The sequence below is a fragment of the Mesorhizobium sp. genome (assembly GCF_041661565.1).
Lineage (GTDB): Bacteria > Pseudomonadota > Alphaproteobacteria > Rhizobiales > Rhizobiaceae > Mesorhizobium.
Map to the genome: position 1 here is coordinate 15,551 of NZ_JBAZUD010000015.1, position 12,868 is coordinate 28,418.

Here is a 12,868-nt window from a genome sequence, read left to right on the forward strand (position 1 = left end):
TCGTGACGGCTCAGGCCAGCTTGGCCAGCAGTTTCATGAAGGTGGCGATCTCCCGGGCCGAGAGCGGCGCCAGTGTTTCCTGGGTGATCTCGCGGGCAAGTGGAATCAGCCGTTCGACCGCGTCGCGGCCTTCGGCGGTCAGATTGACCAGCAGCCGCCTCTTGTCGACCTCGTGGCGGGAAAGCTCGACCAGGCCGCGCGCCTTCAGCCGGTCGATCACGCCCTTGACCGTCGCCGCATCCATGGCGATCAGCGTGCCGAGCTGGTTCTGCGACGTCTCGCCGACATCGCGCAGCTTGGCGAGTGCTGCGAACTGCGGCGGCGTCAGGTCGGCGATACGCGCGGCGAAGATCGAGACATGGCGCTGGTGCGCCTTGCGCAGGATGAAGCCGACCTGTTCCTGCAGGCGATAGTCGTTTTCGTCGGGCTCTTCGGCCTCGACCAGCTTGAGCAGATTGTCCTCGCCGCTCACCGCAGCCCGTCCCAGGCCTTGATGTCTTGGGCCGCCAATCCACCCATGCGGTCATGCACGCGCGGCCCGCAGGTCATGGCGAGGCAGAACAGGATCTCGTCGGGGCGCGGACCGTCACTGATGCCGACTTCCATGGCGTCGAAATGGCCGCGCACGTAGGCGGCGTTGATATGGCCGAGCGGCACGTCCAGCCGCGACCCCAAGGCGCCGACCTTCTTGGCCGAAGGCACGATGGCCTTGGCGTCGCCGAGCCGCTCGCGCATGGCGTACCCTCCAGGCACATGCCAGAGCGCGCCATGTTCCAGCTCACCCGCCGTGCCGACAATGGCGCCCTTGCCGTAACCGTCGATCTGTTTCACGTCGCCGCCGAGTGCCGCGATCAGCCGGTCGGCGAGCAGCAGCCCAAGCGGCTTGAGATCCTCCATGGCGCTCTGCAACTCCTCGACATAGCGCCCGGCGAACGGGTTCCTGACCAGCGCCATGGCGGCGGCGCGACGGCGCGGCACTTTGGCGACTGGCCCGCCGTCGTGAAAGATCTCTTCGCTCAGCACCGCGATCTTGCGGATCGGAAACTCAGGCATGGACGACTTCCTCCTTCGGAGTTTTGTTGGGCGCGGCGAGCGTGATCGAGCCGCTGATGCGCGCTTCACCGCCAAGAAACAGTGCCGACCCGGCAATCAGGCCGCGCCGGCGAAAATCCTCTGCGACCGCGAGGCCATTGTCCAATGCCCGCGCCACCTCGCCAGCTGCAAGCGTGCCGACGCCTTGTGTCACCAGCCGCGCGCCGAGATCCGTGTCGGGCGACAGTTCATGTGCGGGGGTGCGCCTGATGGCGGGATTCCCAGGCAGGTCTACCGCGTTGGCAATGAGCGTCGCCGCCGCATCCGCCTCGGCGCCGGTCCGCGCCAGCACGGTGACGGCGTCGGCAATGCCAAGCGAGAAGGAGCGGCCGCGCCAGCCGCTTGTTGCGACGCCGCGGACGCCATCTTCGGCGCGGATCGTGATCCGGTCGGCCAAGCCGTTGCCGGTGCCGGCAACCGCCAGGCCCATCAACTGACCCCTGCCGATATGCAGGGCGCAATCGCCGCCATTGTTGACATAGGCGCGATCGAGCCTGCGACCGGCGAGCAGCGCGGCGAGCATTTCGTCGGCTACAGAACCGGCGACGGCGGCCATCGGGGTTATGAAACATTCGGCCAGGCGCATGACGGCCGCTTCCATGCGGCGGGCCGTCGGGCCGGCGAAGCTGCGCGGCGCCAGGAAGAACGCCGGCAGCCGCAATTCGGGTAGCTCCTCGACCAGCTCCATCAGGATCGTCTGGAACCGCGCCACCGCCTGCTCATAGGCCAGGCGGCATTCCTGCGCCTCGCCAAACACCTGGACGATCAGGTCGATCGGCCCGTGGTTGAGATGCAGACGCTTGCCGTCCTGCAGCCACTGCGCCCGCGGTCCGTCCATCATCCGGCCCCGTTCGGGCCGGCGCGCCGCAACTGCGCCAGCGGCGGCCATGGATTGCCGTCCGGCGCGCCCGTGCCACGGCGCGGATTGAGGTATTCGCCACCTTTGGCAACGATATCGTCGACACTGCGGATTTCGGCCTCGTAGCCGCCGAGCCTGATATAATCATCGCGCCGCAGGGTGAACTCGATCGGCGCCACCAGCGCCGGCGTCGGCACATAGCCGAAGGCGCCTTCCGGCACCCTGATAACATCGACCATCAGCGTGATGCCGCCGCCCGGCCATACATAGGTTGGCGCGCCGCCGACCGTCACATAGGTCTTGAGGCCCTGCACCGAGCGGGTCAGGTTGACAGGATTTTCGGTGACGCCGGCGCGCAGCGAACCGCCCGCGCCGCCGACAAAGAGGACCGTGCACAGGGCCGGCTCGCAATTGTCCTCTATCAGTTCCACCGACTTTCGCAGCCGCTCGGGGAAAGGCTTCCACACCGGCTTCAACGCGTCATCGAGTTCGTAATAGGCGAACTGCTCGCCGGTGGTCGAAACCATCAGCAGCGACAGGCCCGGCCGCGCGCCCTTCTTGGCATTCCATTCGCCGAGGATCGACAACGGATCGGAAATGCTGGTGCCGCCCCAGCCGAGGCCGGGCTCGGACACCTTGAAATAGCGACCCGGCGTCGAACGGCGGCCGATGATCTTGATGCCCGTGTCCTGCCAGTCCAGCACCTTGCCTGCCTGGTGCTCGGAAACGACGCCGGTGATGTGGTCGTCGACCACCACCACTTCGTCGACCAGCCCACGCCATTGCGTGGCGAACATGCCGATGGTGGCCGAACCACAGCCGACGCGCATACGGTGTTCGGCCTTGCCGTCGATGACAGGAGGTTTGCCGGCTTCGACGATGATCGTCGCGCCGCCGTCGATGGTCAGTTCGACGGGCTTGCGGTTGCACAGATTGAGCAGGGCATCGCAGGTGGCGCGGCCCTCCGCCTTCGAGCCGCCGGTCAGATGATGCACGCCGCCCAGCGACAGCATCTGCGAGCCGTATTCGCCCGTCGTGACATGGCCGATCGCCTCGCCCGCCGCGCGCACGACAGCTGTCTCGGGCCCGATATGACGGTCGGTGTCGATCTTCACCTTGACGCCGCAGTAGGAGAAGATGCCTTCGGTAACGACGGTAACGAGATCGACGCCCTCCACCTCCTGGCTGACGATAAACGGAGCCGGCTTGTAGTCGGGATAGGTGGTGCCGGCGCCTATTGCCGTGACAAAGCGACGGCCGGTATTGAGCAACTCGCCGTCCCACGCCTCTCCCTCGGCGGTGAACGGCACCAACGGGGCGCCGCTTTCGGCGGCATGATCGAGGATGGTCAGCGGGTCCATGCGCACGATGCGGCCGCTGACATTGCCGTAGCGGTCGCAGGCGCCGGTGCGGCCATCGGCGATGTAGCACATGACCGGACAGGCATCGCAGCGGATCTTCTCGGCCAGCAGTTTCTCGCCGGGATCATGGGTCTCGAAGCGTTCGGCAAGCTCGCTCATGCGCCTGCCTCCTTCGCGCGGATGCCATCTTTTTCCCGGATACCAGCGCGAATCCGCGTCGGTGTCGCCGGAACCTTGGTGATGAGAACACCGGTAGCGTGCCGGATGGCGTTGAGGATCGCCGGCGCCGTCGGGATCAGCACATGCTCGCCCAGGCCCTTGGCGCCGAACGGGCCTTCCGGGTCCGGGACCTCGACCAGAATGGTCTCGATCGGCGGCACGTCGCCAATCGTCGGGATCAGATAGTCGTGCAGATTCTCGGTGCGGCCGGGGATATATTCCTCCATCAGCGCCATGCCGATGCCCTGCGCGATGCCGCCCTCGATCTGGCCTTCGACCAGCAAGGGGTTGATCGCCTTGCCAATATCATGCGCGGCGGTGATCTTGATCAGCTTCACCGTGCCGAGCTTGAGGTCGACTTCCAGCTCGGCGATCTGCGCGCCATAGCCATAGACCGCATAGGGCTTGCCCTGGCCCTTGGCGTCGAGCGGCAGCGTCGGAGGATCGTAGGTCTCCTCGGCACGGAAGACGAAGCCGTCCGCATCCACCTCGAGGGAGAAGAGATCGATGCGGCGGGTCGCTTCGCCCTCGCGGATGACCAGCGCCTGGCCTTCGAGCAGCAAGGATGCATTCTCCGAAACATTGGCGAAACGCAGGATCCTGTCGCGCAAGGCGCGGCCCGCCTTCTCCGCCGCCTTGCCGGTGACGAAGGTCTGGCGCGACGCCGAGGTCTTGCCGGCATCCGGGGTGATAGCCGTGTCGGCGCTCTTCAGGCGAAACCTGTCCAGCGGCAGGCCGAGTGCGTCGGCGCAGATCTGCGCGATGACGGTGTTGGAACCCTGGCCGATGTCGACCGCGCCCTGGTGCAGGACGACCGTGCCGTCGGCCGCGATGCCCACCCGAATGGTGGACGGATTGGGCAGCGAGGTGTTGCCGCAGCCATACCAGCAGGACGCGACACCGACACCGCGCTTTCTATACGTATGAGAAGAATTGAATGCATCCGTGTCGGTCTTGGCACGCTCCCAATGCGGCCGCAGCGCCTCCAGGCACTCGGCGATGCCGACGCCCGACTCCAGCCTTTGCCCCGTGACCGTTTCGGAGCCGTCCCGAAGGCAGTTCTTCAGGCGAAAGTCGAGCCGGTCGATGCCGAGCTTGCCGGCGAGCTCGTCATACAGCGTCTCCTGCATGATCGTCGCCTGCGGCACACCGAAGCCACGGAACGCACCGGAGATGGGGCCGTGCGTGTGGATGGCGCGGCCCACGGCGCGGTAGTTCGGCGTCGCATAGGGACCAGACGCATGCACCGGCACGCGGTTGGCCACGGTCGGACCCCAGCTGGCATAGGCGCCGGTGTTGAAATCGCCGCTAAAGACCATGCCGGTGACACGGCCATCGGCATCGGCTCCGATAGTCGCCCTCATCTCGGCGGGATGGCGCTTGGTGGTCGACATCATTGATTCGCTGCGCGTATAGGTGAGAGCCGCCGGCCGCCCCGTCTTCAACGCCACAAGGCCGATCAGCGGCTGCAGCGACACGTCGAGCTTGGAGCCGAAGCCGCCGCCGGTCGCGGTCGGAACGATGCGCACCTTGTCGACGGCAAGCCCAAGCAGCCTGGCTGTCTCGTCGCGGTCCATGTAGGGCGCCTGGGTGCAGGCAACGATCACCAGCGTGTCGCCATCGAGATAGGCATGGCCGGCTTCCGGTTCGATATAGGCATGCTCGACATAGGACGTGTCGATGGCGCCCGAGACCGTGAACGCCGCACCGGCAAGCGCTGCCTCTGGATCGCCGCGCTCGACGAAGCCTGAGGTGAGCAGATTGTCGGGACGGTTCTCATGGATCAGTGCCGCGCCGTCGGCCTGCGCTTCGGCGGTATGGAGCAAATGCGGCAACTCGCTCCAGCGTACAGGGAATTCCGACAGATCGAGATCGAGCATCGCCTCGCGCTCGCCGGCGACCAGAGCCACCGCCTCGCCGCGAAGCCGGACAAAGCCTTCGGCCAGCGCCGGCTGGTCGGCGAATGGGCCGATGACACCAAAACAGTTCTTGCCCGGAATGTCGGCAGCGGTGAAGACACCGGCGATGCCGGGGTGAGCCCTTGCCCAGCCCTCCAGGTCGCCAAAGTCGAACGTCGCGTGATAATGCGGCGAGCGGACCACCAGCACGGCCAGCGCATCGGCGGGAAAGGAATCGCCGCCGAACTTTTCGTCGCCGGTGACTTTGGGGATGCCGTCGAGCCGGACAGGGGAGGAGCCTACGGCACTGCCGGAGACTGGCATCCTACGATCAATATCCGTTGCAGCTTCTCCCTTCTCCCCGTCACTATACGGGGAGAAGGTGCCGGCAGGCGGATGAGGGGCAGCGCGGTCGGTCGACAGTTCGAACCGCCCGGCATCCATCACCGCCGCGATGATCTTCCGGTAGCCGGTGCAGCGGCACAGAATGCCACCCAGAGCGTCCTGCACCTCTTCCTCGGTCGGCCTGGGCGTCTTGTCCAGCAAGGCGGTCGCCGCGACCAGCAGGGCCGGCGTGCAGATGCCGCATTGTGCCGCGCCATGGGCGAGGAAGGAGGCCTGCAGCGCCGATAGCCGGTCATTGGCCAGCCCCTCGACCGTCGTAACCGATGCCCCTGCGACGGAAGCCGCCGCCATCAGGCAGGCGCAGACGGGCTCGCCGTCGACCAGCACCGTGCAGGCGCCGCAATCGCCGGCGTCGCAGCCGACCTTGGTGCCGGTCAGCCGCAATTCGTCACGCAACACGGAAGACAGCCGGCGCAGCGGCGGCACGTTGACCGAGATGGCGGCGCCGTTGACCTCGAAGGCAATGTCGGCGTGCTCACAGCCGAGACCCGGCTGGCCCGCCAGGTTGGACAGCGTTTCACCGACGTCGGGCCATACCCGGTTCATGCCGCCACCATTTGCTGGTCGCTCGTCTGACCAGAGGCCGTCAGCACGGCGCGGGCGACGAGTTCGCGGACCGCGTCGAGCCTGTATTCGGCGCTGCCGCGCACATCGGCGATCGGTGACAGCTCACCTATCGGTGCGGCCAGGACCGCCGCGACGAGCCTGTGGTCGGACGGCAGGCCAAGCAGGGCGGCCTCGATGCCGGCAAGGCGCCTGGCCACCGCCGAACAGGAGCCGACGGCTATCGCGGCTTGCGTCACCATGCCGTTGTCCACGACCAGCCGTGCAGCCACCATGGCGATGGAAATGACGAGGTAGCGCCGCGCGCCGAGCTTGACGAAGGCTGACCTTCCGGAGGCGGAGGATTTCGGCACGTGGATTGCCGTGACTAGCTCGCCCAGACGCAGGGCCGTGCGGCGATTGCCGAGAATGAAGTCTTGCAGCGGGACATGCCGGGTGGCGGCGGCCGACCGCAGCTCGACCTCGGCATCGAGGGCCAGCAGGCCCGGCACGCCGTCGGCGGCCGGCGAGGCGTTGCAGAGATTGCCGGCAATCGAAGCGACATTCTGGATCTGCTGCGAACCGACTTCCCGCGCCGCCTGCTTCAACGCATCGAAGGCCGCCGGCAAGGGGTAGCGAATGATGTCGGTCCACGTCGTGCGCGCGCCGATGACGAAATGACCGTCCGTCTCGCTGATGCCGCGTAGCGCCGCGAGGCCGTTGATGTCTAAGACGTTGTCGCGGAACGGCTTGGAGCCTTGTGCCGGATAGAAATCGGTGCCGCCTGCAAGGATGCGCCAGGCGCCCTCGCCAAGCAGCGCGAGCGCCTCGTCGACCGTGGTGGGTTTCGCGTAACGGATCACGCTTTGCCTTCCAGAAAGAAGCCTTCCAGAACCGATCTTTGGAAAGCCTTCGCCGCATCGGCGCCGGTAAACTCATTCGTATGCAAATGATATCAAGCCGGCGGAAATTGTCAAAGCCCGAGTTTGCCAAGGTTCGGGCGCCACGCACTTGTTGTGCCTTTGTTATGCCTTAAGAGGTTGACGCAGCCGGCCATCTGGTCAAGTTTCTGCCTCCGGTCGCGACAGCGGCATCGAGACTGAGAGGGAGAAAGCCGCATGGCCGACCACGCGCTTGTTGTCATCGACATGCAGAACGATTTTTGCCCGGGTGGCGCGCTGGCCGTGACTGGAGGCGACGAGATCGTGCCGCTGGTCAACGACCTGATCCGCCACGCCGACCATGTCGTGCTGACGCAGGACTGGCACCCTGCCGGCCATTCGAGCTTCGCTTCCAGCCATCCCGCCTTGCCACAATATTCGACGATCGACATGCCCTATGGCCCGCAGACCCTGTGGCCGGACCATTGCATCCAGGGAAGCCTTGGCTCGGATTTTCACTCGGGCCTTGCCTGGACCAAGGCGGAGCTCGTCATCCGCAAGGGATTTCGCCCGGCCATCGACAGCTATTCGGCCTTCTTCGAAAACGACCGGACGACACCGACCGGCCTCGCCGGCTATCTCAAGGAGCGCCGCATCGACACGCTGACCCTGGTCGGCCTGGCGACCGACTTCTGCGTGGCCTTCTCGGCGCTGGACGCCGTCAGCCACGGCTTCAAGACCACGGTGCGGCTCGACGCTTGCCGCGGCATCGATCTCAACGGCTCGCTCGAGACGATGCTGCATCGCATGCGCGACGCCGGCGTCACACTTGAAGACCATTTGGCGGACTGACCGGACCGTGGGTACCAAGCGGGCTTTTTGGCGAACCGTGACCTGCGCCTGCGCCGCCATGGCTATCGTCATGGTGGCTCCTCCGGAAGCTTTCGCGGCGGAGGAACATGGCCTTCCCGGCGCCTCGATGCCACTGTGGTGGGCGTTGCCTTTCGCCGGCCTGTTGCTGTCGATCGCCACCGGGCCCTTGCTCTTCCACCATGTCTGGGAACATCACTACGGCAAGATCGCGGCCCTGTGGGCGGCGCTGGTGATCGTGCCGTTGGCGCTTGCCTTCGGCCTTCCCTCTGCGGTCGAGGCGGTGCTGCACGCGCTGCTCACCGAATACATGTCCTTCATTATCCTGCTGTTCGCTCTGTTCACCATTTCGGGCGGCATCCTGGTCGCCGGCAACATCCACGGCACGCCGCTGGTCAATGCCGGGCTGCTGCTGGTTGGGGCGCTGTTGGCCTCGGTCATCGGCACCACCGGCGCCTCGATGATCCTGATCCGGCCGATCATCCGCGCCAACGATAACAGGCCGTTCAACGCCCATGTCGTTGTCTTCTTCATCTTCCTGGTTTCCAACATCGGCGGCTCGCTCACACCGCTCGGCGACCCGCCCCTGTTCGTCGGCTTCCTGCGCGGGGTCGACTTCTTCTGGACCACCACGAACCTATATCGGGAAACGCTGTTTGTCGGCGGCGTCGTGCTGGCGGCTTTCCTGGCGCTCGACATCATCCTGCATCGGCGCGAAGACGGCGCGCCGAAGATCAAGGATCCGACACCGCATTCGAAGATCCGAATCCGCGGCCTGCCCAATATCCCGTTGCTCGCGGGCGTCATCGCCGCCATCCTGCTCTCGGCCGCCTGGAAGCCCGGGGTCAGCGTCTCGATCCAAGGCGTGACGCTGGAACTGCAGAACCTGGTGCGCGACGCCATCATCCTGGCGCTGGCCTTTGTCTCGCTCGCTGTCTCGCGCAAGGAGTATCGCAAGGCGAACGGCTTCAACTGGGGACCGATCGCAGAGGTGGCGAAGTTGTTTGCCGGCATCTTCATCTGCATCGTGCCGGTCATCGCCATACTGAGGGCCGGCCATGACGGCGCGCTGGCGCCACTGGTCGCGCTCGTCACCTCCGCGCAAGGCACGCCCAACGACCTCGCCTATTTCTGGCTGACCGGTGCGCTGTCGTCCTTCCTCGACAACGCGCCGACCTATCTGGTGTTTTTCGAGCTCGCCGGCGGCGATCCCCAGCATCTGATGACCGAATTTGCCTCGACGCTCGCGGCGATTTCCGCCGGCGCCGTGTTCATGGGCGCCAACACCTATATCGGCAACGCGCCCAACTTCATGGTTTATGCGATTGCCAGGCAGAGCGGCGTCAGCATGCCTGGCTTCTTCGGCTACATGCTCTGGTCCGGGCTGGTGTTGATTCCGACATTCCTGGTTGCGGGCTTTCTGTTCTTCGGCTGATCAGCCCACGCCGACATAGCGCCGGACCGCCGAGGGGTCGGCGCGCAGTGCCTCGACATCGACCGTCTCGCGGTTGCGGCCGTTCTCGATGAACGAGACTCGGTCGGCGACCGACAGCACCGCATCGACGCGCTGCTCGACGAGGATGGTGGAGACACCCATGTCGCGCAGTTTCGCCACCGTCTCGCGGATCTTGGCGATCATCGACGGCATCAGCCCTTCGGTCGGCTCGTCCAGCAACAGCACCTGTGGTTCCAGACAGAGCGCGCGGGCCATGGCCAGCATCTGCTGTTCGCCGCCCGACAGCGTGCCGGAGCGTTGCCGCAACCTGTGGCGCAGCAATGGAAAGAGGTCGAGGACATTTTCCCGCACGGCCTTGCCCTTGCGGCGCGCCATCAGCCCGATCTCGATGTTCTCCGCCACCGTCATCTCGGCGAACAGCCGCCTGCCCTGCGGCACATAGGCGACGCCCGCCTTCGGGACCTCATGCGCGGGCAGCCCGGTCAATTCCTGGCCGGCGAGTTTGATCGAGCCGGCGCGGGCCGGAACCAGCCCCATGATCGCCTTCAGCGTCGTCGTCTTGCCGGCCCCGTTGCGGCCAAACAGGCACAGCACCTCACCCTTGTGGAGCACAAGGTCGAGGCCGTGGAGTATCTGGACCTCGCCATAAAAGCAGTCCAGTCCCGAGATCGTCAGGGCTTTGGCCTTTGGAGTGCCGGTGTTCATCCCGGTCATGGGGCGGTCCCCAGATAGGCTTCCTGCACCGCCGCGTTCTCGCGGATTGCTTCCGGCGTCCCTTCGGCGAGAATCTTGCCCAAGTTGAAGACGGTGATGCGATCGGCGAGTTGCATGACGACCGGCATGTTGTGCTCGATCAGCAACACGGTGGCGCTCGCCGCGATCTCGCGCACCAGGACAATGAAATTGTCGATCTCGCTGTCGGCCAGTCCCTGCGTCGGTTCGTCGAGGATCAGCAGGCGCGGCTTCAGCGCCAGGCCCATCGCCACTTCCAGCAGGCGCTGGTGGCCATAGGACAACTGCCCGGCCGGCATGTCGGCTCGGTCGGCGAGGCCGGTTCGTTCGAGGGCGGCCATGACAGCGGGCTGTATCGCGCTCGGGGAAGGGCCATGCCGCATCGTCAGTTGCACGGGCAGTGCAACGTTGGCGTAGACGGACAGGTTGGGATAAATGCTGGTGATCTGGAACGTGTAGGCAATGCCCATGCGGACGCGGGCATAGGCCGGCAGGCTGGTGATATCGGCGCCGTCGAAGACGATCATGCCGGCGGACGGCTGGATGCGGCCGCTGAGCAGGCTGACAAAGGTGGTCTTCCCCGCGCCGTTGGGACCGATGACGGCGCGGATTTCGCCGGGCATCAGGGTGAAATCAACGCTGTCGACCGCGCGCAGGCCGCCAAAATCGCGCGACAGCCCCCTTGTCGTCAGAAGCGGCGTCATGGCAGCCACCCGAGCCAGCGCTGGCGCAGGCTGCCCAGGATGCCTTTGGGAAAAAACAGCACCAGCGCGATGAGCGCGATGCCGACGATCAGCAGATAGGCTGAGGTATAGCCGCTGGTGACGTCGGTGACATAATACATGAACAGCGTGCCGACCAGCGGCCCGAGTGTGGTGGCCGCACCTCCGAGCAGCACCCACAGGAGCGGCAGGATCGAATATTGTACCGAGGCGAAGCTCGACCCGACATAGCCGAACAGCAGCGCATAGGCGGCGCCCGAGGCGGCGCAGATGGTGCCGGAGACGACCACGGCGGCAAGCTTGTTGGAGAAGGTGTTGTAGCCCAGCATCTTCGTCCTCTCCTCGTTCTCGCGGATGGCGACCAGCACGCGGCCGTACCGTGAACGCACGATGGCCAAGGTGATCAGGAGCACGACCGAGAACAGCGCCAGCGCCGTCATGTAGCGGACCGTCGGATCGGTGAGATCGAGTGAGGTCGCACCGAAAGCGAGGACGCGCGCCGGCTGCGGCACCACCATGCCCTGGTCGCCGCCGGTCCAGGTCGCGAAGTAGAGGACGACGAGATAAAAGACCTGGGCGAACATCATGGTGACGATCATGAAGGCGACGCCCGTGGTGCGCAGCGCCAACAGGCCGATGGCGAGCGCCAGGGCCGCGCCGCAGGCAATCCCGCCGAGAAAGGCCAAGGGCACGCTCCAGCCCAGATGGATGACGGCAAGGCCGGCGCCATAGAGTCCGGCGGCAAAGAACATGGCATGGCCGAGGCTGAGCAGGCCGACATAGCCGAACAGCATGTTGTAGCCCATGGCGAACACCGCCAGCAGCATGATGCGAGCGAGCAGGCCGTGATAGTAAGCCGGCAACAGGAAGCTCAGCACGAACAGCAGTGTAATGACAGCGGCATGCAGGGCATAGGCTTTAACAGGCGAAGCCTCGCTCATCGCGCCGCGGTCCCGAACAGGCCCTGGGGGCGGAACACCAGCACCATCGCGACCAGCAGCGTGGCGATGATCTTGGCCAGGGTCGGGGAGAAGAACATCGAGATGATGCCGTCCGACATGCCGATCAGCAAGGCGGCGACGACGGTGCCGCGCAGCGAGCCGAGGCCGCCTATGATGACGACGATGAAGGAGAGCAGTAGCGGGTCCTGCCCCATCAAATAGTGCGCCTGGCTGATCGGCACGATCAGCACCGCGGCGACCGCCGCAAGCATGGCGCCGAGCGCGAAGACGCCGCCATAGACGCGGTCGACCGCAATGCCGAAGGCCTGCGCCGTCTCGCTGTCATATTGCGTAGCGCGCATGACGAGGCCGATCCTGGTGCGCGTCAGCACCAGCCATGTCGCGACAAGTAGCAGCGCGGAAGCGGCGATGACAGACAGCTTGTAGCCGGAATAGCCGAACCAGGGCAAAAGGATGCGATAGGTGAAAGGCGGCTCCACCGGGCGCGCTTCCGGGCCGTAGAAGGTCAGTGCCAGCTGCTGGATGATGTAGAGCATGCCAATCGTGGCAACGATGGTGGCTTCCGGATTGTAGTTGAGCCGGCGCAAGACGAGCCGCTCTGCGACCAGGGCGATGGCGCCGACGATCAGCGGCGCGATCACCAACGCCGCCAGGAAGCCGAGCGCCGGGTGGCCGCCGACCGCCGTGGTGATCGCCCAGGCAAGCACCGCGCCGAGCATGAAAAACTCGCCATGCGCGACATTGACCACCCGCATCACGCCGAACACCAGCGACAGCCCAAGCGCCGTCAGCGCCAGCACGGCGGAGGTGACCAGGCCTTCGAGGGCGGCGAGGAGGAGGTGAGGTCCGAAGTGCATGGGCTACGCAC

12 protein-coding genes are annotated in these 12,868 nt (G+C 65.6%); 2 read left to right on the forward strand and 10 right to left on the reverse strand.

Going from position 1 to position 12,868, the window contains the following annotated elements; translation table 11 throughout:
* Positions 1-10 precede the first annotated feature (10 nt).
* From WC739_RS04745 to WC739_RS04770, 6 genes are read right to left on the reverse strand one after another with little or no spacing between them, the layout of a single operon-like run.
* Positions 11-472 carry a MarR family winged helix-turn-helix transcriptional regulator gene (locus tag WC739_RS04745; RefSeq protein WP_372951863.1) on the reverse strand — a complete coding sequence of 154 codons (462 nt, stop codon included), beginning with the start codon at positions 470-472 and terminating at the stop codon, positions 11-13.
* Positions 469-1,053 (reverse strand): amino acid synthesis family protein, encoded by a 585-nt coding sequence (locus tag WC739_RS04750; RefSeq protein WP_372951864.1) that lies wholly within the window; start codon positions 1,051-1,053, stop codon positions 469-471. The genes WC739_RS04745 and WC739_RS04750 overlap by 4 nt, the downstream gene beginning before the upstream one ends.
* Positions 1,046-1,930 (reverse strand): UPF0280 family protein, encoded by an 885-nt coding sequence (locus tag WC739_RS04755; RefSeq protein WP_372951888.1) that lies wholly within the window; start codon positions 1,928-1,930, stop codon positions 1,046-1,048. The genes WC739_RS04750 and WC739_RS04755 overlap by 8 nt, the downstream gene beginning before the upstream one ends.
* Positions 1,930-3,471 carry a 6-hydroxynicotinate reductase gene (locus WC739_RS04760; protein WP_372951865.1) on the reverse strand — a complete coding sequence of 514 codons (1,542 nt, stop codon included), beginning with the start codon at positions 3,469-3,471 and terminating at the stop codon, positions 1,930-1,932. The genes WC739_RS04755 and WC739_RS04760 overlap by 1 nt, the downstream gene beginning before the upstream one ends.
* Positions 3,468-6,380: a molybdopterin-dependent oxidoreductase gene (locus WC739_RS04765; RefSeq protein ID WP_372951866.1), complete on the reverse strand. Its 2,913-nt coding sequence runs from the start codon at positions 6,378-6,380 to the stop codon at positions 3,468-3,470. The genes WC739_RS04760 and WC739_RS04765 overlap by 4 nt, the downstream gene beginning before the upstream one ends.
* Positions 6,377-7,240: a xanthine dehydrogenase family protein subunit M gene (locus WC739_RS04770; RefSeq protein ID WP_372951867.1), complete on the reverse strand. Its 864-nt coding sequence runs from the start codon at positions 7,238-7,240 to the stop codon at positions 6,377-6,379. Before WC739_RS04770 ends, WC739_RS04765 begins: the two co-directional genes overlap by 4 nt.
* 255 nt (positions 7,241-7,495) lie before the next feature.
* Between WC739_RS04770 and pncA the strand changes: the two genes are divergently transcribed.
* Together pncA and WC739_RS04780 are read left to right on the forward strand one after the other, a co-directional pair.
* Positions 7,496-8,110 carry a bifunctional nicotinamidase/pyrazinamidase gene (gene pncA / locus WC739_RS04775; protein ID WP_372951868.1) on the forward strand — a complete coding sequence of 205 codons (615 nt, stop codon included), beginning with the start codon at positions 7,496-7,498 and terminating at the stop codon, positions 8,108-8,110.
* Positions 8,111-8,168: 58 nt separating this feature from the next.
* Positions 8,169-9,563: a sodium:proton antiporter gene (locus tag WC739_RS04780; RefSeq protein WP_372951869.1), complete on the forward strand. Its 1,395-nt coding sequence runs from the start codon at positions 8,169-8,171 to the stop codon at positions 9,561-9,563.
* On the opposite strand, the gene WC739_RS04785 is transcribed toward WC739_RS04780, so the two are convergent.
* Genes WC739_RS04785 through WC739_RS04800 form a run of 4 tightly spaced genes read right to left on the reverse strand, consistent with a single transcriptional unit; the run spans position 9,564 to position 12,857 of the window.
* Positions 9,564-10,298, reverse strand: a complete 735-nt coding sequence (locus WC739_RS04785) for an ABC transporter ATP-binding protein (protein ID WP_372951870.1) — start codon at positions 10,296-10,298, stop codon at positions 9,564-9,566.
* A complete protein-coding gene (locus tag WC739_RS04790) occupies positions 10,295-11,020 on the reverse strand; it encodes an ABC transporter ATP-binding protein (RefSeq protein WP_372951871.1) in 726 nt (241 codons plus the stop codon). The genes WC739_RS04785 and WC739_RS04790 overlap by 4 nt, the downstream gene beginning before the upstream one ends.
* Positions 11,017-11,979 (reverse strand): branched-chain amino acid ABC transporter permease, encoded by a 963-nt coding sequence (locus tag WC739_RS04795; protein WP_372951872.1) that lies wholly within the window; start codon positions 11,977-11,979, stop codon positions 11,017-11,019. The genes WC739_RS04790 and WC739_RS04795 overlap by 4 nt, the downstream gene beginning before the upstream one ends.
* On the reverse strand, positions 11,976-12,857 hold the full coding sequence (locus WC739_RS04800) for a branched-chain amino acid ABC transporter permease (protein WP_372951873.1): 882 nt from the start codon (positions 12,855-12,857) through the stop codon (positions 11,976-11,978). Before WC739_RS04800 ends, WC739_RS04795 begins: the two co-directional genes overlap by 4 nt.
* Positions 12,858-12,868 lie beyond the last annotated feature (11 nt).